Origin of the sequence: Corynebacterium sp. (assembly GCF_012837295.1) — a bacterium.
Lineage (GTDB): Bacteria > Actinomycetota > Actinomycetes > Mycobacteriales > Mycobacteriaceae > Corynebacterium.
On sequence record NZ_DURI01000334.1, the window covers coordinates 1 to 19,453 of the forward strand.

At 71.6% G+C, this 19,453-nt stretch carries 19 protein-coding genes, 1 tRNA gene and 2 pseudogenes; 13 read left to right on the forward strand and 9 right to left on the reverse strand.

The window, feature by feature from the left end; genetic code table 11:
* A pseudogene (locus tag GX015_RS11025) lies at positions 1–314 on the forward strand (hypothetical protein); the annotation flags it as partial.
* A 276-nt stretch (positions 315–590) separates the two neighbouring features.
* On the opposite strand, the gene GX015_RS11030 reads toward GX015_RS11025, so the two are convergent.
* Positions 591–667 (reverse strand) — tRNA-Pro (locus GX015_RS11030).
* Positions 668–1,154: 487 nt separating this feature from the next.
* Between GX015_RS11030 and GX015_RS11035 the strand changes: the two genes are divergently transcribed.
* Positions 1,155–1,817 carry a DUF2202 domain-containing protein gene (locus GX015_RS11035; protein WP_291345146.1) on the forward strand — a complete coding sequence of 221 codons (663 nt, stop codon included), beginning with the start codon at positions 1,155–1,157 and terminating at the stop codon, positions 1,815–1,817.
* A 109-nt stretch (positions 1,818–1,926) separates the two neighbouring features.
* Here GX015_RS11035 and GX015_RS11040 read toward each other — a convergent pair whose 3' ends face one another.
* The gene (locus tag GX015_RS11040) at positions 1,927–2,796 is read right to left on the reverse strand and encodes a metallophosphoesterase (RefSeq protein ID WP_291345165.1); all 870 of its coding nucleotides are present in this window, start codon (positions 2,794–2,796) and stop codon (positions 1,927–1,929) included.
* A gap of 228 nt (positions 2,797–3,024) precedes the next feature.
* Here GX015_RS11040 and GX015_RS11045 point away from each other — a divergent pair, with 228 nt between their 5' ends.
* Positions 3,025–3,486, forward strand: a complete 462-nt coding sequence (locus GX015_RS11045) for a GatB/YqeY domain-containing protein (protein WP_291345147.1) — start codon at positions 3,025–3,027, stop codon at positions 3,484–3,486.
* Positions 3,487–3,569: 83 nt separating this feature from the next.
* Here GX015_RS11045 and GX015_RS11050 read toward each other — a convergent pair whose 3' ends face one another.
* Complete coding sequence (locus tag GX015_RS11050) at positions 3,570–5,957, reverse strand: transglycosylase domain-containing protein (protein ID WP_291345149.1); 2,388 nt, start codon at positions 5,955–5,957, stop codon at positions 3,570–3,572.
* A gap of 456 nt (positions 5,958–6,413) precedes the next feature.
* On the opposite strand from GX015_RS11050, the gene GX015_RS11055 reads away from it, so the two are divergent.
* Entirely contained in the window at positions 6,414–6,794 is a 381-nt protein-coding gene (locus GX015_RS11055) for a WhiB family transcriptional regulator (RefSeq protein ID WP_291345167.1), read from the forward strand.
* 101 nt (positions 6,795–6,895) lie between these two features.
* On the opposite strand, the gene GX015_RS11060 is transcribed toward GX015_RS11055, so the two are convergent.
* Positions 6,896–7,951 carry an ArsA-related P-loop ATPase gene (locus tag GX015_RS11060; protein ID WP_291345150.1) on the reverse strand — a complete coding sequence of 352 codons (1,056 nt, stop codon included), beginning with the start codon at positions 7,949–7,951 and terminating at the stop codon, positions 6,896–6,898.
* Entirely contained in the window at positions 7,944–9,002 is a 1,059-nt protein-coding gene (locus GX015_RS11065) for an ArsA-related P-loop ATPase (RefSeq protein WP_291345151.1), read from the reverse strand. Before GX015_RS11065 ends, GX015_RS11060 begins: the two co-directional genes overlap by 8 nt.
* Positions 9,003–9,042: 40 nt before the next feature.
* Here GX015_RS11065 and GX015_RS11070 point away from each other — a divergent pair, with 40 nt between their 5' ends.
* The 3 genes from GX015_RS11070 to GX015_RS11080 all read left to right on the forward strand — a co-directional run bounded on the left by GX015_RS11070 (position 9,043) and on the right by GX015_RS11080 (position 10,604).
* Complete coding sequence (locus GX015_RS11070) at positions 9,043–9,204, forward strand: DUF4177 domain-containing protein (protein ID WP_141742963.1); 162 nt, start codon at positions 9,043–9,045, stop codon at positions 9,202–9,204.
* 2 nt (positions 9,205–9,206) lie between these two features.
* Positions 9,207–9,713, forward strand: a complete 507-nt coding sequence (locus GX015_RS11075) for a RidA family protein (RefSeq protein ID WP_291345154.1) — start codon at positions 9,207–9,209, stop codon at positions 9,711–9,713.
* Between the two features lie 81 nt (positions 9,714–9,794).
* Positions 9,795–10,604 carry an MBL fold metallo-hydrolase gene (locus tag GX015_RS11080; protein ID WP_291345156.1) on the forward strand — a complete coding sequence of 270 codons (810 nt, stop codon included), beginning with the start codon at positions 9,795–9,797 and terminating at the stop codon, positions 10,602–10,604.
* Between the two features lie 83 nt (positions 10,605–10,687).
* Here the strand turns inward: GX015_RS11080 and glxR are convergent, their stop codons facing one another.
* The gene (gene glxR / locus GX015_RS11085) at positions 10,688–11,371 is read right to left on the reverse strand and encodes a CRP-like cAMP-activated global transcriptional regulator GlxR (RefSeq protein WP_048743503.1); all 684 of its coding nucleotides are present in this window, start codon (positions 11,369–11,371) and stop codon (positions 10,688–10,690) included.
* Positions 11,372–11,827: 456 nt separating this feature from the next.
* Between glxR and nth the strand changes: the two genes are divergently transcribed.
* The 4 genes from nth to GX015_RS11105 are packed head-to-tail and all read left to right on the forward strand — an operon-like array spanning position 11,828 to position 15,364.
* Entirely contained in the window at positions 11,828–12,691 is an 864-nt protein-coding gene (nth, locus tag GX015_RS11090) for an endonuclease III (RefSeq protein WP_291345168.1), read from the forward strand.
* On the forward strand, positions 12,688–13,398 hold the full coding sequence (locus tag GX015_RS11095; protein ID WP_291345157.1) for a TlpA disulfide reductase family protein: 711 nt from the start codon (positions 12,688–12,690) through the stop codon (positions 13,396–13,398). Before nth ends, GX015_RS11095 begins: the two co-directional genes overlap by 4 nt.
* The gene (locus tag GX015_RS11100; protein ID WP_291345158.1) at positions 13,395–14,162 is read left to right on the forward strand and encodes a CoA pyrophosphatase; all 768 of its coding nucleotides are present in this window, start codon (positions 13,395–13,397) and stop codon (positions 14,160–14,162) included. The genes GX015_RS11095 and GX015_RS11100 overlap by 4 nt, the downstream gene beginning before the upstream one ends.
* Complete coding sequence (locus tag GX015_RS11105; RefSeq protein ID WP_291345159.1) at positions 14,159–15,364, forward strand: MarP family serine protease; 1,206 nt, start codon at positions 14,159–14,161, stop codon at positions 15,362–15,364. The genes GX015_RS11100 and GX015_RS11105 overlap by 4 nt, the downstream gene beginning before the upstream one ends.
* 27 nt (positions 15,365–15,391) lie before the next feature.
* On the opposite strand, the gene GX015_RS11110 is transcribed toward GX015_RS11105, so the two are convergent.
* Together GX015_RS11110 and GX015_RS11115 are read right to left on the reverse strand one after the other, a co-directional pair.
* The gene (locus GX015_RS11110; RefSeq protein WP_291345160.1) at positions 15,392–16,345 is read right to left on the reverse strand and encodes an alpha/beta hydrolase; all 954 of its coding nucleotides are present in this window, start codon (positions 16,343–16,345) and stop codon (positions 15,392–15,394) included.
* 75 nt (positions 16,346–16,420) lie between these two features.
* Positions 16,421–16,942: a phage holin family protein gene (locus GX015_RS11115; RefSeq protein ID WP_291345161.1), complete on the reverse strand. Its 522-nt coding sequence runs from the start codon at positions 16,940–16,942 to the stop codon at positions 16,421–16,423.
* 253 nt (positions 16,943–17,195) lie between these two features.
* Between GX015_RS11115 and GX015_RS11120 the strand changes: the two genes are divergently transcribed.
* A complete protein-coding gene (locus tag GX015_RS11120; RefSeq protein ID WP_291345162.1) occupies positions 17,196–17,996 on the forward strand; it encodes a hypothetical protein in 801 nt (266 codons plus the stop codon).
* Between the two features lie 22 nt (positions 17,997–18,018).
* Here the strand turns inward: GX015_RS11120 and GX015_RS11125 are convergent, their stop codons facing one another.
* On the reverse strand, positions 18,019–18,843 hold the full coding sequence (locus GX015_RS11125) for an HAD family phosphatase (RefSeq protein WP_291345163.1): 825 nt from the start codon (positions 18,841–18,843) through the stop codon (positions 18,019–18,021).
* Positions 18,844–19,257: 414 nt separating this feature from the next.
* Here GX015_RS11125 and GX015_RS11130 point away from each other — a divergent pair.
* Positions 19,258–19,453: pseudogene (locus tag GX015_RS11130) on the forward strand (hypothetical protein); the annotation flags it as partial.

The window sequence follows — 19,453 nt, forward strand, 5'->3', positions numbered from 1 at the left end:
CCCTCATCGATCGCTTCGGGGCCGGCTGCCGCCGCGTTCCGGCCACCCCTGCAGCCGAGCCCACCCAGGTTTCGTCGACCGCGACCGCCACCATCCCGGCGAAGCCCGCCCCGGCCGCCACCGAACCCGCCACCGAACCCGCCGCCGACTCCACCCCGACAGAGTCCACGACCGCCGAGTCCGCTCCCGTTACTGACGCCGCCGCCGACTCCACTTCGACGACCGGCGACCCCATTGCGGACACCGAGGCCGGCGATCGGGGAAATGCGGCGGACGAGGGGGACGTGGGCGTCGTAAAGCGGGACGAACCGTGACCCACGGCGCGGAGTTCAATTGGAGTTAGTTGCAGAATGCAGCCACACGCCGAGTGAACGTCGGTAAAAGCCCAGGACGGAAAATCGTGTGGCTGCGCTGTGCAACTAAGGGGGTGCGTCTCCGGCGAATTCCCGAGCGGAAGCCGGCCCCGCAACCCCGCAGCCCTGCAGCCCCGCGGCCCCGCAACCCCGCGGCGCCGCGAACCCACCCCGCAACTCGCCCCCGGAACGAGAAAACCGCCGCCTGCTTTCGCAGTGCGGCGGTTTCCCTTCACCTGGTCGGGGTAGCGGGATTTGAACCCACGGCCTCTTCGTCCCGAACGAAGCGCGCTACCAAGCTGCGCCATACCCCGGTAAAGAAAGTCACATCGTGTCCGGGCCGCGATCGCGGACCAGCGGTGCACGCTGCAACGTCGACAACTTTAGACCGCCCCCGCCGGAAAAGGCAAAACGGCAGATCGGGGGGTTGTTCGCGTTGGCGGCCGGTGTGCCGTTCATGGATTCTCCCGCAGTTGCTTTGCGACGCCCACGGCGCCGTCGAGGGGCGGCCCCCTCCCGTTTCGCCGTGTGCGGGAAGCGGCGAACGTCCGAACGGGCATTGGTGCCCGGTGCCGCCCATAAACCCCTCACCGGGGTTGTCGGCCGGTTCCCGGGAGTTGTGTCGTTGCAGGTCAGTGGCGGTGGGCGGGTGACCTCGAGGAGCTGGCGAAAAATACCTTGGGGGGTAATGGAAATTGGGGCATTCTGACCGTGGATCGCAGAGGGCGATCCACCACACGGGCCAGGAAAGGCCCGGGCCCGGCGGCGACTCCGCCGGGCATCGAATGAAAGGTTGGGACGTTGAAGTCTCGAATTTTCACGCGGAACACGATTCTCGCGCTGGGCACCGCCGCAGCGATGACGGGCACGATCCTGGCGGGCCCCGCCGCGGTCGCCGCCCCCGTCGGCATTCCCGCCGACCTCGGCTCCGCGTCGGCGTCGATCACCTCGCCGGCGCCCGATGAGAACCAGGACGTGGCCACGCTGCAGAAGATGCACGAGGAAGAGCGCATGGCCCACGACCTGTACACGACCCTCGGCGCGACGTGGACGGCCAGCCGAAAGCTGCCCAACATCGCGGCGTCCGAGCTGCAGCACATGAGCATGGTCGCCGGGGCGCTCGACTCCCGCGGCGCCGCGCCGGTCGGGGGCGACCTGCCCGCCGGGACGTACGCGTACCCGGACCTGCAGGCCCTCTACGACGGCTGGCTTCTCCGGGGCCGGACGTCGATGGACGAGGCGCACCGGGTCGGCGCCGAACTCGAGCGCCAGGACATCGCGGATCTGGAGGCGGCGAAGGCGGCGACCTCCGATCCCGAACTGAAGGACCTGTACGCGCGGCTGATCGAGGCGTCGCACCGGCACCTCGCGGCGTTCGAGGGCACCGGCGGCGGTCCGGGCGGCGGAAATGGCCCCGGACATGGCGGCGGCGCCGGAGGCGGCGGCTGGCGCGGGGGCCGCTGACCCGATTCACGCCGGGCCACGGCCTCGCGGGCTTCATGGCGTCCACCGGCTTTGCCGCCCTCGCGGGCCTCTGCCGAGTCCGCCGGCCTCTCCGCGTCTGCCGCGTCGTTTACCCCTCGCGGGCGACGACTTCGATGAGCGTCGCCGACGGCGGGCAGAACAGGCGCACCGGCGCGTACGGGGAGGTACCCAGTCCGTTGGACACGTGCAGCCACATCCGCTCGGTCCAGCGCGACAGCCCCGACGCCCGCGACCGGTCGATGCCGCAGTTGGTCACGATGGCCCGCTCGAACGGCAGGCACACCTGGCCGCCGTGGGTGTGGCCGGACAGGACGAGGTCGTAGCCGTCTTCGGCGAAGCGGTCGAGGACGCGCGGCTCGGGGGAGTGCGACAGGCCGATGGCCAGGTCGGCGTCGGCGTTGGGGGCGCCGGCGACGGAGTCGTAGTCGTCGAGGCCGTGGTGCGGGTCGTCGACGCCGGTGATGGCCAGGCGCACGCCGCCGGCGACGAACTCCAGCCGCCGGTGGGTGGCGTCGCGCCAGCCGCGCTCGATGAACGCGGCGCGCATGCCCTCCCACGGCAGCTTCTCGGTGGACGGCTTGCGCTTCTTGCCGGTCAGGTACCGCAGCGGGTTCAGCGGCTTGGGGCCGAAGTAGTCGTTGGTGCCGAACACGAACACGCCGGGCCGGTTGAGCAGGGGACCCAGCGCGGTGAGCACGCCGGGCACGGCGTCGGCGCCGCCGAGGTTGTCGCCGGTGTCGACCACCAGGTCGGGCTGCAGCGCCTCGAGCCCGGCGATCCAGCGCTGCTTCTTCCGCTGCGACCGCGTCATGTGGAAGTCGGAGAGGTGCAGGATCCGCAGCGGGCCGCTGCCGGCGGGCAGGGCGGGCACGCGGACGCGCTTGACGCGGAACGCCTTCAGCTCGATCTGGTTGGCGTACAGGAAGGTCGCCGCCCCCGCCAGGCCCAGGCCGCCCATGGCTCCGCCGGTGACCAGGGCGATTCGCTTGACGACGCCCACCGCCCCCGCCGATTCGCCCTTCCCGCCGAATCTGGCGGGGCGGGTGGGGAGGGTGGGCAGGGGGCGTCGGAAAGCGAAAGTCTTCGTGTGCGGCACGGCCCCCAACCTACCGCCCCGCCCGGACGTCCCGGCGTCGTTCGCGCGGGGCGCCGCACGCGCGGGCCGATGCTGCGTAGAGTTTTTGCCATGAGCGAACTGAAGGCAACCATCGTTTCCGACATGACCGCCGCCATGAAGGCCCGCGACAAGGCCACGGTCGGCGCGCTGCGGATGCTGAAGGCCGCGATCCAGACCGAGGAAGTGTCCGGCACCAAGCACGAGCTGACGGACGCGGAGGTGCTGAAGGTCGTCGAGCGGGAGATCAAGAAGCGCCGCGAGTCCGCCGAAATGTACGCGGAGAACGGGCGCCAGGAGTTGGCGGACAACGAGCTCGCGGAGGCCGAGATTTTCGCCCGCTACCAGCCCAAGCAGCTTGACGACGCCGAGCTCGACGCCCTCGTCGACGGCGCCGTGGCCGAGGTGTGCGGCGATGAGCCGGCGTCGATGAAGCAGATGGGGCAGATCATGAAGGCGGCGCAGACCAAGGCCGCCGGGCGCGTCGACGGCAAGCGCCTGTCGGGCGCCGTGAAGGCGCGGCTGCAGGGCTAAAGGGGCTCAATCGTGGGCTGACGCGGCTGAATCGCGGGCCGGGCTCGAGCAGCGGCACCGCAGCATCTGGCTGCGGGGCCCGACTAACGCGGCAGGGGGATGCGGCCGAAGCCCGGGATGTTGATCGAATCCGGGACGCTCGGCGCACCACCGCCGCCGGGGCTCGGGCGGGGCGCCGGCGCCTGCGTCGTGCGCGGCGGGGGCGGGCGGCGCGTGCCGTCGGAGACTTCGAGGGTGACCGTGCCGCCGTCGAGAAGCAGGCCCGGAACCCGCACGCCCGTGACGGTGCCGCGCGGGCGGCCCGTCTGTGAGGCGGTGACCGACTCCACCTTGTAGCCGGCCTCCTCGAGCGTCTTGCGGGCGTCGGCCTCCTGCATGCCCTCCACCTGCGGCAACGACGCCTTCGCGGTGCCGGCGCCGTACTCGGGCGCCATTTCGGGCAGGACCTTGCCGCCGTGGTCCTCGACGATCGGGGCCATCGCGGAGAACCACGTCCGCGCCGGCTCCCGGCCGCCGTACAGGTCGCCGGACCAGCACTGGCGCAGCGGCGACGTGCACAGCTCCGTCACCGTGGGCGAGTCGTTGTACGCGTAGACCGCCGCGGCCAGTCCCGCGGTGAAACCGAGGAACGCCGCCGACTGGTTCGATTCGGTGGTACCCGTCTTCGCGGCGACCGGGCCATCCCAGTTCACCGAGTTCGCGGCGTCCTCCGCGGTGCCGTCGATCGAATCCGCCGACAGCGCCTGCGCCATCGCATGGGCCACGCCGGCGTCGACGGCCCGCTCGCAGGCGGGCTGGTCGATCTGCACGGGATTGCCGTCGCGGTCCTTGATCTCGGTGATGGGGTTCGGCTCGCACCACATGCCGTCCGACGCCAGCGTCGCGCCGACGTTGGACAGCTCCAGCGCATTGATTGGCGTGGGGCCCAGCACGAAGGAACCCAGAGTGTTGTTCGAGACGTACTGCGCCACCGACGACTCGCCGTCGAAGCTGCCCGGCTCGGTGTAGGAGCGCATGCCCAGGCGGACGGCCATGTCCATCACGCCGTCGACGCCGACCTGCTCGCTCATGGCCACGAACGGGGTGTTCGGCGACTTCGCCAGCGCCTCGCGCAGCGTCATCGACGCCGGGAAGGTGCCCGTGTTCTCCACGCAGTACAGGCCGGGCGGGCAACCCGCGGCGCCGCCGTCGCCCAGGCCCGAGGCCTCGTAGCGGCGGGGGACCGGCAGATAGGTGTCGATGCCCATGCCCTTCTCCACCGCGGCGGTGGCCGCGAAGATCTTGAACACCGACCCCGCGCCATTGCCCACCGGAGTGAACGGCTGCGGCTGGACCGTCTGCATCGCCTCGGCGTCGAGGCCGTAGACGCGCGACGACGCCATCGACAACACGCGGCGGGACTCGGCGCCCGGCTCGACGATGCTCATCACCTCGGCGACGCCGCCGACCGTCGGTGACGCCTGCTCGCGCAGCGCGCGCTGGGTGCTGTCCTGCACCGCCGGATCGAGGGTGGTCTGCACCGTGTACCCGCCGCGGGCGAGCTTCGTGCGGTCCAGGCCATGGTCGGCGAGGTAGTCGATGACGTAATCGCAGAAGAAACCGCGGTCGCCGGCGGCGATGCAGCCCTGCGGCAGCCGGTTCGGCTCCGGCAGCACGCCAAGATCCGTGGCGATGGCGTCGTTGGCCTGCGCCCGCGTGATCGCCCCCGTGTCCGCCATGGCGTTGAGCACGTCGTTGCGCCGCGCCATCGCGCCGTCCGGATTCGAGTACGGGTTCAGCCCGGAGGTCTGCTGCACCAGGCCGGCGAGCAGCGCCGATTGCGGGATGTTCAGATCCTTGGCCGGAATGCCGAAGTAGGTCTGCGCGGCGTTCTCCACGCCGAAGGCCCCGTTGCCGAAGGGGACGATGTTGAGGTAGCCCGTGAGCACCTCTTCCTTGGTCATCTCGTCTTCGAGATCCTGGGCGATGCGGATCTCGCGCAGCTTCCGGCCGTAGTCGGTGGCGGTGGCCGCACGGCGCTCGGCCTCGGACTCCGCCTCGACGAAGAGGGTGTAGTTCTTGATCAGCTGCTGCTCGATCGTCGACGCGCCCTGCTGCACCGACCCCGACGTGAAGTTGGCCAGCGCCGCGCGCAGCGTGCCCTGCCAATCGACGCCGGAGTGGTCCCAGAAGCGGCGGTCCTCGATGGAGACGATGGCGTCCTTCATCGACCGCGAAATCTGCCACTCCTCGACCGACGTCCGGCGCTGCTCGTACAGCCACGCCATCGGTTCGCCGTTGACGTCCGTGATGGTGGTGATCTCGGGGGCCTCGCCGCCGATGACGGAGCGGGACGACATCGCCAGATCGTCGGCGGTGCGCGACATCAGATACCCGCCGCCGCCGGCGGCGGGGAAGATCGCGGCGGCGACGATGAGCCCGGCGAGCACCACGGCCACGGCGAGCTTCAGCAGATTTCGTCCCACGTTCACCCGACCAACCCTAGTGGGAGGGGCTCCCCACGGGAATTCCCCGGCGTACGGGAAAGCGCGGGCGGGGGCGTGGCGATGGGCGTCGCAAAGCAAGCGTGGCGACGTGAGGTGAACGGGGGAACTGCTGAAAACAGCGCATTTGCCGCGAGCGTTACATGACGGGGGAGTCGGGGGTCACCCCCGTTCACATCGCCCCGAAGTGGAACGACCTGGCGATATGTGTCACGCTCACCCCCGAGATGTGACCTGGATGACATTGTCTAAATTGTGTGAATAGACTTACAACAACAAATCAGCACGGAATCAGCACCGGGAACCCTCCCGGACTGGTAACGGAGACGCCGGGCAGGCAGCACCACGCGCCGGGCGACACCGCACCCCGACCCCACATGCGGGAACGGGGAACCATCCCGCCGTCCGAAACGGGGGGACCGCGAAATGCCGAAGGAGGCCATGATGACCGCCACTATCCCAGACCGGACCCGAACCGCCCGCGTGGGCGATCTCGTGGAGGATCGCGACAACGCCGTCGACGGCTTCCGCGACCGACAGGAGTGGGTCACCCGCGCCAAGTGCCGCGACATCGACCCCGACGAACTGTTCGTCCGCGGCGCCGCCCAGCGCCAGGCCGCCGTCATCTGCCGCCATTGCCCCGTCGTGCTGCAGTGCCGCGCCGACGCGCTGGACAATCGCGTCGAATTCGGCGTGTGGGGCGGCCTGACCGAGCGCCAGCGCCGCGCCATGCTCCGCGAGCACCCCGAGGTGACCAGCTGGGCCGACTTCTACGCCTCGCAGGTCGCGGCGCAGCAGGCCGCGCAGAAGGCGCGCCGGGCGTAAGGCCCGGCGGCCGCAGCCGCCAAATCGAGCGCATCAGCTCCGAAACCCCGGTGGATCGATCCGATCCGCCGGGGTTTCGCCGTTGCCGACCGGAAAGGCGGCTATCCCAGCGCGGGGAGGATCCGCTCCGCCAGCCGCCGCAGGTCGCCGAGGCTGGTCACGCCGCCGCGGGCCGACGGCACGTGCGTCAGCGGCACCCCGGGGAAGCGCCGCACGAACCGCTTGATCTGCTTCTCCTCCGCCGTGGCCAGCTCGATGCGGGACTCGTGGATCAACCGCATCGCCGCCGCCGCGCCGTCCGCACCCGCCGCCGCGCCGTCCGCACCGCCTTCGACGTCCGCGCCATCCCCGTCGCCCCAATCCAGCTCGCGGCCGCGCAAGGCCTCGGGCACTTGGTGGGTGCGGTTGACCACGACGCCGGTGACGGGCAGCCCCTGGGAACCGAGGGAGTCGGCGAAGGACCGCGCCTCGCGCAGCGCCTCCGCGGTGGGGGCGGTGACCACGAGGAATTCGCCGGACTCGCCCAGCCGGTCGCGCATGGTCCGCGATCGCACGAGCATCGAATCGGCGACCGGCCGCAGCCCGCGGGCGAACGCGGCGGCCTGCGCCAGGGTGTCGCTGCCGACGATCTGCCCCAGCAGCATCACGCCGGTGCCCACCAGCGTCGACGACGACGTGAGCAGCCGCATCAGCGGGTGCCGCACGAGCCGCCGCACGCGGTCGGCGGAGTCGAGGAAGTCCAGCGCCGACAGCGCCGGCGGGGTGTCCACGACGATCGCGTCCCACTCGCCGGAGTCGTGCAGCTGCGACAGCAGGTCCATGGCCAGGTATTCCTGCAGGCCGCCGAAGCTGCGGGCGACGGTGACGGTGACGCGGTTGTCCACGAGCTCGGGCGCGCCGGCCTCGGCGAGCAGGGCGCCGAACCGTGCGTTCTGGTCGAGCATCAGGGCGTGCAGGCCGTCCTGCCCGGCGACGGGCTGCGGTGCGCCGCCGAGCTCGTCGAGCCCGAGCGCCTGAGCCAGCCGCTTCGCGGGGTCGATGGTCAGCACGACGGTGCGCAGCCCGGACTCCGCCAGCCCGACGGCCAGCGCCGCGGCGGAGGTGGTTTTGCCCACGCCGCCGGATCCGACCATCACGATCACCCGCGGGTCACGCATCGCGCACCTCCCGGTGATCCAGGTCGCCGAGGAGTTCGGCGACGTCGTAAAGCCCCTCGATGCGCACGCCGCCGGCCAGCGCCGGCACGCTCGCGACGGGCCCGGGCCATTCGGCGGCGAGGTCGGTCAGCGAGCGGCGCTGCACACGGGCGCGGGCGGCGACGTCGTCGAGTTCCACCAGCAGGGCGGTGGCCAGGGTTTCTTCGCTTGACGACGCCCCGTCGCCCTCCCGTGCGGCCAGATCGCGGGCCACGGCGGAGACGTCTTCGTGGGACAGCGACAGCGCGGCGTCGCACACGTCGTCGGCGAGGATTCGGTTGGCCACGACGGTGCCCAGCGGCAGCGCGGCCGCGGACAGCTCTGCCAGCGCCTCCAGCGATTCGCGGACGGGCAGCGGCTCGGCGAGGGCGACCATGTGCACCCGCGTCGACGCCGACCGCAGGAAGGCGGCGGTGTCGGCGGCCTGGCGGTGGATGGGGCCGGACGTGGCGATGTCGCCGAGCGCCCGCGTGACGTCGAGGAACCGCGCCACCCGTCCCGTCGGCGGCGCGTCGACGACCACGGCGGTCCAATCCCCGCGCCGCGCCTCCGCGACGATGTACCCCGACAGCAGCACGTCCCGCAGCCCCGGCGCGATGGCCGTGGCGAACTCCGTGACGCCGAACCGCCGCGCCGCAGCGATGGCCAGCGAGGACCCGACGTTGGACGACATATAGTCCTCCAGCACGGCCTCGGCGTCCAGCGAACAGGCGTGGACTTCGCCGCCGCCGAGAGCGGAGGCCACCTTCTCCGGCTCCCGCGGGAACTCCCGCAACCCCAGCGTCGCCGCGATCGACGGGCGGCCCTCCACCTCGACGAGGAGCACGCGGCCCCCGCCGGTGGCCAGCCGCAGCGCCAATGCGCCCGCGATGGTCGACTTGCCGGTGCCGCCCTTGCCGGTGATCACGTGCACGGCCGCCGCACCGGGTTCGGCGGACGACGAGGCGCGGGACGTCGCAAAGCCGTCCCCCGCACCTGATCCCGAGCCCGCCCGGGCGCCGTCGTCGCTCACCCCATCAACGATAGACGGGGCGGGCGGTTACTGTGTGAGCATGAGCACAACTTGGGAATACGCCACCGTTCCGCTTCTCACCCACGCCACCAAGCAGATCCTCGACACCTGGGGCGAGGACGGCTGGGAACTCGTCACCGTGCTGCCCGGCCCGACCGGCGAACAGCACGTCGCCTACCTCAAGCGCGCCAAGGGGGAGTGACCGTGTCCGCCTCGAACACCGCCGTCTCCGACCGCCTCCGCGAACTGGGCATCGAACTGCCCGCCGTCGCCGCGCCCGTCGCCGCCTACGTGCCAGCCGTGCGCGTCGGCGACCTCGTCTACACCTCCGGCCAGCTGCCCTTCGTCGACGGCGAACTTCTCGCCGCCGGCAAGGTCCGCGAAATCTCCGCCGCCGGCCAGTCGGACAGCCAGGGGTCGGTCAGCCCCGAGCAGGCCAAGGACGCCGCCCGCATCGCCGCGCTCAACGCGCTGGCCGCGGTCGACGACCTCGTCGGCATCGACGCCGTCGAGCGGATCATCAAGGTCACCGGCTTCGTCGCCTCCGCCCCCGGCTTCAACGGCCAGCCCGGCGTCATCAACGGCGCGTCCGAGCTGTTCGGCGAGATTTTCGGCGACGCCGGCCAGCATGCCCGTTCCGCCGTCGGCGTCAACGAGCTGCCGCTGAACACCCCGGTCGAGGTCGAGATCATCGTCCAGGTCCGTTCCTGACCGGACCCGCCCGGCGACGCCGCCGGACGTGTGACGCGGTCGGCGGCGAATCCCCCGGCCCGGGCACGTAGGATGGGGGACATGGAGCATCCCGCGTACAGCCAACTGCGTCCCATCACCGAGTCGGTCGGCGTCGTCCTGTGCCCGAACCCCAGCTACAGCTCGCTGGAGGGCACGAACGCCTACGTCATCAAGGCGGAGGGCGACGAGCGCAGCATCGTCGTCGACCCCGGGCCGGAGGACGAGGGCCACCTCAACGTCCTCCACCGCTACGCGGGCGACGTCGCGCTGATCCTGCTGACCCACCGCCACGGCGACCACGCCGATGGCGCGCACCGCTTCCGCCAGCTCACCGGTGCCCCCGTTCGGGCGCTGGACGAGCGATACTGCTCCAGCGACGCGGAGCCGCTGACCGACGGCGAGCGCATCGTGCTCGACGGCGTCACCCCGCAGGTGGAGGTCGTGGAGACCCCGGGCCACACCGCCGATTCCGTGTGCTTCTTCGTGCACACCGGCGACGGCGACGATGACGTCGAGGGCATCATGACGGGCGACACCATCGCCGGTCGCCACACCACCATGATTTCCGAGACCGACGGCGATCTGGGCCTGTACATCAAGACGCTGCACCTGCTGCAGGACCGCGGCGACGGCGTGCGCCTGCTGCCCGGCCACGGCGAGGATCTCCCGGACATCACGGTGATGACGCAGAAGTACATCGAGCGCCGCGAGCAGCGCCTGGACCAGGTCAAGAAGGCCATGGACAAGCTCGGCGAGGACGCCACCGTCGGCCAGATCGTCGACGAGATCTACACCGACGTCGACCCGGTGCTGCGCCACGCGGCGGAGCAGTCGACCCGCGTGACCATGCGTTACCTGCAGTCGCAGTAGCGTCCGCCTCCGCTTTACGACGTACGAAAGCGCCGCCCCCATCGAGAGGGGCGGCGCTTTTTCGCGTGCGGTGCCGGCGGCGCCTAGCGGGCGCGGCGGGCGAGGCGCTCGGTGTCGCAGATGACCACGGACTTGCCCTCGAGGCGGATCCAGCCGCGGTGGGCGAACTCGGCGAGCGCCTTGTTCACGGTCTCGCGGGAGGCGCCGACGAGCTGGGCGATCTCTTCCTGCGTCAGGTCGTGGGTGACGCGGAGGTTCGCGCCTTCCTGGGTGCCGAAGCGGTTGGCCAGCTGCAGCAGCGCCTTGGCCACGCGGCCGGGGACGTCGGTGAAGATGAGGTCGGCCAGCGAGTTGTTGGTGCGGCGCAGGCGGCGGGCCAGCATGCGCAGCAGCTGGGCGGAGATGTCCGGGTGGTCGTCGATCCACTGGTGCAGCAGGTCGGAGTTCATCGACGCGGCGGTGACCTCGGTGACGCAGACGGCCGACGAGGTGCGCGGGCCCGGGTCGAAGATGGACAGCTCGCCGAACATGTCGGAGGGGCCCATGATGGTCAGCAGGTTCTCGCGGCCGTCGGAGGAGTGGCGGGCGAGCTTCACCTTGCCGTCGATGATGATGTACAGGCGATCGCCCGGCTCACCCTCGTTGAAGATGGTGGTGCCGCGGGGGAAGCGGACCGTTTCGAGTTCGGTGAGCAGGGCCTGGACCGCTTCCGGGTCGACTCCCTGGAAGACTCCGGCGCGGGAGAGGATCTCCTGTACATCGTCCACGGTGTTGTTCTCCTGTCCTGTCGCGTGCCAGATCGCGGCGTCGAGTGGTGAGGCTGGGGTGGGCCGGTTTTCGGCACGACGCAGTTGGGCGGCGTCTGGCCGCACCTCTTTGTGACGAATCCCACTTTAGATGAATATCCTCTTTCGTGTGGAAGGGGTGACGCGCCAAAGCGGGCCTTTTTCCGCTTTACGACGGCCCGCGTCGCACGTGAGCCGCCCCGGAACCCCCGGTGAGGGCGGTGCGGGGGCATTTTCGGGATTCGGCGACCGTTCACGTGACCCGGAGCGGGTGCGCCCATCGGTTGCCCCCGTCGTGAGGGGTCCGGGGACTTATCGGGGAATCGGCGGGCGTCGCAAAGCAATGCGCGGGACCTGGCGCGGCAGCCGGATTCGAACGTGCCCGGGCGGATCCGGTGGGGTCGCTAGGATGTGGCCATGCCCGCGAACCCAGTGCCGATGCCGCAGCCGACCCGCCCCCGGGGGTCGCTGACGGGCACGCGGCGGCGCAGGCCCGGGACGCATCCGGCGGCTACGGGGCGGGAGACGCGCCTCGGCATGGTGCGGCGCGCCCGCCGCGTCAACCGCACGTTGGCGGTGGCGTACCCCGATGCGCATTGCGAGCTGGATTTCCGGGACCCGTATGAGCTGACGGTGGCGACGATCCTGTCGGCGCAGTGCACGGATGTGCGCGTCAACATGGTCACCCCTGCGCTGTTCGAGGCGTTTCCCGATGCCGCGGCACTGGCGGGGGCGGAGCCGGCGGTGGTCGAGGAGATCATCCGGCCGACCGGCTTCTTCCGCGCGAAGGCGGCGAACATCATCGGGTTCGCGCAGGGCGTGGTGGAGCGGCACGGAGGAGAGGTGCCCGGGTCCTTGGAGGCGCTGACCGCGCTGCCGGGCGTCGGGCGCAAGACCGCGAACGTGGTGCTGGGCAATGCTTTCGGCGTGCCGGGGCTGACCGTGGACACGCATTTCGGGCGGCTCGTCCGGAGGCTTGGGTTCACGGAGCTCGAGGATCCGGTGCGCGTGGAGCGGGAAATGATGGAGATCATCGAGCGCCCAGAGTGGACGTGGTTCTCGCACCGCATCATCTTCCACGGCCGCCGCGTGTGCCATTCGCGGCGTGCGGCGTGCGGGGCGTGTTTCCTCGCGGCCGACTGCCCGTCGTATGGTCTGGCGGGGCCCGCGGAGCCGGAGACGGCGGAGAAGCTGGTCAAGTCCCCCGACCGCGAGCACCTGCTGGCCATGGCCGGGTTGGGGGAGGATCCCGGGGAGGCCCCGGAGCTTGACGACGATCGATCTGAGGACGTGACGGCGTGAACGACGACAGGAATCGCGACGACACCGCCCGCGCGGGCGAGCCCGGCCCGATCGGCGAGCCCGCGGGGCCGACGTCGGTGCCGCGGGGGTCGGCGCGGACGTCGACCATCATCGCCGTGCTGCTGGCCGTGCTGGGCACCGTGGCCGTGCTGTGGTTCGCCGTGTCGCAGACCATGGGCGGCGGCGATGACGCCACGGGGGCGGCGGGCGAGGAGGAGTTGGCCGAGGACGTCGTGGCCGACCGGCCCGAATGCCCCGAGCCCGCGCCGGGAGTCACCGGAACGGGACCGCTGGCGGGCGTGACGCTGCCGTGCCTCGGCGCCGCCCACCAGGGCGAGATCGACGTCGCCGCGGCGCTGGCGGGCAAGCCGGCCGTGGTCAACGTGTGGGCGTGGAACTGCGCGCCGTGCCGCGAGGAGCTGCCGGTGCTGGAGGAATGGGCCGCGGCCAACCCCGACGTGCGCGTCGTCGGCGTTCAGGCCGCCACGAGCGAGTCCCGCGGATCGGCGCTGCTGGAAGACCTCGGCGTGTCGTCCTTCGTCTCCTACCAGGACGGCTTCGACGCCGTCGGCCCGGCGCTGGAACTGCCCCGCGTCGTGCCCATCACCGTGGTCCTGCGCGCGGACGGCACCGTGGCGGAGGTGCTGCCGCGGGCGTTCGAATCCGTGGAGGACTTCGACGCGGCGGTCCGCGGGGCCCTCGCGTGATCGGCGGGGGAGAGGAAGGCGCCGGCGTGCCCGGCGTCGAGCCCGTCCACCACACCATCGAGGTGGTCCCGCCGTGGCTCGCGCCGGTCCTCGGCGATGGCGAGGACCCGGGGCTGACCGCACTGCGGCGGGCCGCGTCGACGCTGGACGAACCGCTGCGCAATCCCGACGAATCCGCCGTTCTGGTGCTGCTCGGCGGCGATGCCGCAGCGCAGGATCGGCCCGATGACGCATTGGTGGTGCTCACCCACCGGGCGCCGACGCTGAGGCGCCACGCGGGACAGATGTCCTTCCCCGGCGGTCGCCGCGACCCCGGCGACCGCGACGCGGTGCACACCGCGCTGCGCGAGGCCGAAGAGGAGACCGGGCTGCGGCCGGATGCGGTGACGCCGCTGAAGGTGCTCGACCCCATCGACATCAGCCGCACCGGCTTCGCCGTCCACCCGGTGCTCGCCTACTGGCATGAGCCGCACGACCTGCACGCCGTCGACCGCAACGAAACCGACGCCGTGCTGCCCGTGCGCATCTCGGATCTCGTCGACCCCGCCAACCGAATCCGCGTCGGCTGGGAGGGCTGGTCCGGCCCGGCGTTCCGCGTCGGCGACTTCGTCGTGTGGGGATTCACCGGCGGCGTGCTCGATCACCTGCTGGAAGGCGCCGGCTGGGCGGAGCCGTGGGATGATGGCACGGTGCTCGACCTGCGCGAAACCCTCGCGCGGTCGGCGAATCGCGAGACTTTCGGAATGGACGGGGCGAAACGATGATGGCGGCGATCGACGGCGGGCTGGTGCTCGACGTCCTGCTCATGCTCATCGTCCTAGGCGCGATGGGGCTGGGGTGGCGGCAGGGCGCGCTGGCGTCGGCGCTGTCCATCATCGGCGTCATCGCCGGCGGCATCGTCGGCCTGGAACTCGCCCCGCCCGCCATGGATCTGGTGGAGGGCCGCGCCGCGCGGCTGATCATCGGCGTGGCGGTGCTCATCGGGCTCGTCGTCGTCGGCCACACGGTCGGCGGGGTGGCGGGGCAATCGCTGCGCAACCGCATGCGCTCGCCGATGGCCGTCGGCCTCGACTCCGGATTCGGTGCGGTGATCCAGGCGGTGGCCGCGTTGCTGGTCAGCTGGATGGTCGCGCTGCCGCTGGCCACGGTGCTGCCCGGCCAGTTCGGTGATTCGATCCGCGGGTCCACCGTGCTGGCCACGGTCGACGACGTCGCCCCCGAATCGCTGGCCGGCCTGCCCTCGTCGATCGTCCGCCGCATCGACGACTCCGGCGTGCCCGCGGCGATCGCGCCCTTCGAGCAGCGGCCCGTCCACGATGACACCCCGGCGGACCCCGCCGTCATCGATCAGGCCGTCGTCGACCGCATCCGCCCGTCCATCGTGCGCGTGCTCGGCGAGGCGCCGCAGTGCCGCCGGATGCTCCAGGGCACGGGTTTCGTGGTCGCGCCCGACCTGGTGGTCACCAACGCCCACGTCGTCGCCGGCGTGGAGACGGTGAGCCTGGAAACCGTCGCCGGCATGGCCGACGCCCGGGTGATCCACTTCGACCCGCTCGACGACATCGCGATCCTGCGCGCCTGGGACCTGCCGCTCGACCCGCTGCCGTGGGCTCAGGGCGAGGGAACGCCCGGCGAAGGTGCGGTGGTGCTAGGCTTCCCCGAGTCCGGGCCATTCACCGCGACGGCGGCGCGCATCGAGGAGAAGCTGCTCATCCGCGGCCCCGACATTTACGCGGCCAGCCGCCACGACCGCGAGGCGTACATCCTCCGCTCCGACGTCCGCCACGGAAACTCGGGTGGCCCGCTGATCACCCCGCAGGGCGAGGCACTCGGCGTGGTCTTCGGGGCGGGAGTCAACGACGACCAGACCGGGTACGCCCTGACCGCCGCCGAAACGCAGGCGCACATCGACGCCGCCCGCGACGCGATCGAGGCCGTCGACACCCGCGAGTGCGTGGCGCAGTAGGCGGCCCGGCGGGGCGTCGGAGGAGCGTCAGATGAGATCCGGGTGCTCCCGGTGGACCGCCGCGACGACGACCGCCGCGACCTCGTCGGGGGCCTCCAGCGCCGGGTAGTGGCCGATGCCGGGCAGCGTCACCGACTCGATGGCGTGGGTCCCCTCGAGCGTGCGCTCGTTGACCAACGGGTCACCGGCGCCGACGACGATCCACGTCGGGGGCATGGTGGCCCGCGACAGCACCCGCATCCAGCGTCGCCACGACGGCCCCGCCGGGGCGGCCAGCCATTCCAGGTGCCGCAGCGCCGGGGAGAGGGCGCCCGCCCGCAGCGAGCGCTCCATCAGGCGGGCGGATTCCACGCCGTCCGGGGTGTCGGCGAAACCGGGCCCGGCCAGTTTCATCGCGTCGGCGACGACGTCCGGGGCCGAGCGCTTGCCCGGCCGCAACGTGCCCAGGACGGTCGCGTACTTGCCGAATGCCCAGGACGCCCGCAACGGCCTGGAGAAGGGTCGGCGGAGGGCTTCCCGTCGCCAAGCAACCGGATGCGGCATGCCGCAGGAGACGACGCCGGAGACCAGCTTCGGCGCCCGCGCCGCGAGCGTCCACGCCACCAGCGCGCCGTAACCCTGCCCGACGACGATCGCCCGGGAATGGCCCAGCGCACGGATCAGGCCCGCGGCGTCGTCGGCCGCGGCATTGGGCCGGTACCCCGACGGCGTGCGGTCCGACGTCCCGTACCCGCGCAGGGACACCGCCACGGCGTGCACCGGCAGGTCCGTCAACAGCGGCAGCACCCGCCGCCAATCGAACCAGCCGCCCGTGGCGGAGTGGATGAAAAGGACCAGCGGCGACGACGAAGCCCCGCACTCGGCGACGTGGAGCCGCTGGCCGCGGACGTGGACCATGCGGTGGGTCCACGGGCCGTCCAGCAGCACCTCGTCGGGGTGCGGGGCGGGGGCGTCGGCGCCGCCGGGAAATTCGCCGTTCACCGCGTCATTCCTCGCGTCGATGCCGGTGACCGCGGCGCGCGCTCGGGGCGTGCGCCGCGGTCCTCGTTGGTCGGGTTAGGTGTACAGGCCGTCGGACGTGGCGTGCGACGGGGTGGTGCGGGACTGGCCCGACGACGGGATGACCGTCTTGAGCTCCTGCACCGACTGGATGGTCTTCTCCGGCTTGCCGACCTTCTTCACCTTCTGCAGGCCCAGGAAGGCCGCCACGCCGGCGATGACGAGCATCACGACGAAGACGATGAGGAACGCGGCCCAGCGCGGCAGCCACTCGGCGAGCAGCTCGGCCAGGAAGAAGAACAGGAAGAACGAGGAGTACAGGGCCACGACGCCCGCCACCGCGAAGAAACCCGCGCCGACGCCGGCCTTCTTGGCCTCACCGGCGAGCTCGGCCTTGGCCAGCTCGACCTCGGCGCGAACCAGCGAAGACACCTGCGCCGACGCGGACTGCACCAGGGTGCCGATGCTGGCCTCGCCCGGAGCGTGGGTGTCCACGTCGCTCAGCGGCACGGCCGTCACGCGCGGCGACACGGCCGTGCTGCCATCCGTGAAAAGGCCCTTCTTGTTGTCGCTGCTCACGTGCGTCCTCCTGCGTAAATCGATGCGGTACTCGGTGGGTCGATGCTGCTGGAATCCCGGTGGGGCGCCCGCTCGGGGACCTCCGGAAAACCCGTCCCGCCATTGACAACGGCGCAACTCTCCCGGCAATACTACCCATTGTCGCTGCTTCCGCGCGGCCCGGTCGAGAATTTCACCGCGATTCACCCCGGAGCCCGCGGCGGATTCGCGGGCTTTCGTCCGCGGCGCCGGGCCCCGCCCCTAATCTGGGGACATGACCGACGGAACCTCCCGCCCCGACCCGCTCGCCCCCCTCATGGAATTGGAGGGCGTCGCCGAGGCCGCCCAACGCGCCGCCGACGCCGTCTCCGGCGTTCACCGGCACCGGGCGAACCTGCGCAAATGGAACGTCACCGGGTCCGAGTCGGTGCTGCGCGGCGCCCGCGCTTCCGCGTGGCTGGAGGGCGGCGAGCCCGCGATGCCCGCCGAAGGCGACGTCACCGACCCGACGCTGGCCGCCGCCCTCCGCGCCGCCGACCCGATCTCCCCGGAGACCATCGACGAGACCGTCCGCGTGTGGCGCCGCGCGCCGATCCAGGTGCTGGCCCGGCTCGCGCTCATCGCCTCGCCGACCGGCCCGGAGCTCGCCGACGCCCCGACCGACGCCCGGTCCTCCGACGCCGGCCGCCCGGTCGGCGACGAGAAGCTGTCGGCGGCCATGAAGGAGCAGCGCCTGCACCTGCTCGGCGATTTGGTCTCCGGCGGCACGTCCGTGCCGGACACGGTCCTGTCCGCCGTCGTCCACGGCGAGCTTCTGACCATGCGCCCCTTCGCGGACAACAACGGCATCGTCGCGCGTGCGGCGTCGCGCTTGACGACGATCGCCGGCGGTTCCGACCCCCGCGGCCTCGGCGTGCCGGAGGTGTACTGGACCAGGCACCGGGACGAATACCGCGCCGCCGCGGAAGCGTTCGCCTCCGGCGACCCGGAGGGCGTGCGCCGCTGGATTCTGCTGCACCTCGCCGGTCTCGAGGCCGGCGCCGTCGAGGCGAGGGGCATCGCCGAAGCCGTGTAGCGGCGTCTTTTCGGGGTGGCGGCTAGTCGCTGTCCCCGTTGCGTCGAGAAGCAACGATGCCCGCCACCAGCGCGGCCGCGCCCACGGCCGCCGCGGCGATGCCCGTCACGCGGGGGCCCGTGCGGCGGAAGAGCGGCTCGGGGTTGCGGAAAATGCGGATCGGCCAGTCGCGCTCCTCCGCGATCTTGCGCAGGGGCTTGTCGGGGTTGACCGCGACGGGATGGCCGACGACGGAGAGCATCGGCTCGTCGGTGCCCGAATCGGAGTAGGCGTAGCAGCGGGAAAGGTCGTAGCCGCGATCGGCGGCGATGCGGCGCAGCTCCGCGGCCTTGTTGCCGCCGCGGCAGAAGAAGGGGACCTCGCCGGTGTACACGCCGTCGACGACCTCCAGGCGCGTGGCCACGCACTCGCGCACGCCCAGTGCGGCGGCGATCGGCTCGACCAGCTCGGCGGCCGACGCCGACACGATGAAGACGTCGTGGCCCAGCGCCCGGTGGTGCCGGATCAGCTCGATGGCCTCCTTGTACACGTACGGCGAAATCACCTGGTGCAGCGACTCTTCGGCGATGCGGCGCACGTGATCGGCGCGCCAGCCGGTGACCATCGCGGACAGTTGGTCGCGGGCGGCCTCCATCTGGTCGTGGTCGTGGCCGCCGGAAATGTACATGGCCTGGCCCAACGCCATCTGCATCATGCCGGAGGGCGTGAGCAGCCCGGACTCCATGAACTGGCGGCCGAAGGCGTAGGCCGAGCTGCGGGCGATGATCGTCTTGTCCAGGTCGAAGAAGGCGGCCACGGGCGCGGCGCCGCGGGGCGCGGCCGTGCGGCGGGATTCTTCTGCGGTCACGATCCCGAGCATAGCGACGTGACGAATCCACCGGGAGCGTCCGGAGCGCCGCGCGGTGCTCCCTGCCTGGTGCGCCCGGCGATTCGCCGCCGAAAAGGGTGGGGCGGAACCATTCTCCGTTCAGGTTGGCAGCCTTCTGGTGTTGTGTCATACTTGTCCTGGCTGGCCCCGACATACAGTGTGGCCGCCCCCGGCTCACCCCCCCCGAAGCCGGGTTAGACGCCCCGCGCCATCCCCCCCCGGCGCGGGGCGTCGCTATTTCCTGACCCCGGACGAGAGTCGGGTGAGCGCCGGACGGGTGCCGGGAGCAGCGAATGGGGCGGTTTTCCACAGGGCCCGATTCATCCACAATCAGGGCTTTTCGACGCCCCTTCTGAAGCGCCGCCGACGTGCTTCCCGTGCATGGTTCGGGGCATGGACGAGCAGACGGACGGGCCCGCCGGCCCCGACGACGTGATCATCGCGGTCGAGGATCCCGAACTGGAGCAGGAGGCCGCCACCGTCGTTGCGGCGACGGGCCGGCGCGCGGTGCGGACGTCGGTGCCCGACCCGGCGGGCGCGGCGTGGCGAAGGTGCGCCGCGGTGCTCGTCGACGAGGGCCGGGCGCGAC

Coding starts and splice junctions, on each gene's coding strand:
- GX015_RS11040 (WP_291345165.1), bottom strand. CDS start 2,796: ATGGGCGGCCTGGGCCTGGCGGGGGCGGCGACCTTCCTGTACGCCAAC.
- GX015_RS11045 (WP_291345147.1), top strand. CDS start 3,025: ATGAGCGAACTGAAGGCAACCATCGTTTCCGACATGACCGCCGCCATG.
- GX015_RS11055 (WP_291345167.1), top strand. CDS start 6,414: ATGACCGCCACTATCCCAGACCGGACCCGAACCGCCCGCGTGGGCGAT.
- GX015_RS11060 (WP_291345150.1), bottom strand. CDS start 7,951: ATGCGTGACCCGCGGGTGATCGTGATGGTCGGATCCGGCGGCGTGGGC.
- GX015_RS11070 (WP_141742963.1), top strand. CDS start 9,043: ATGAGCACAACTTGGGAATACGCCACCGTTCCGCTTCTCACCCACGCC.
- GX015_RS11080 (WP_291345156.1), top strand. CDS start 9,795: ATGGAGCATCCCGCGTACAGCCAACTGCGTCCCATCACCGAGTCGGTC.
- nth (WP_291345168.1), top strand. CDS start 11,828: ATGCCGCAGCCGACCCGCCCCCGGGGGTCGCTGACGGGCACGCGGCGG.
- GX015_RS11105 (WP_291345159.1), top strand. CDS start 14,159: ATGATGGCGGCGATCGACGGCGGGCTGGTGCTCGACGTCCTGCTCATG.
- GX015_RS11120 (WP_291345162.1), top strand. CDS start 17,196: ATGACCGACGGAACCTCCCGCCCCGACCCGCTCGCCCCCCTCATGGAA.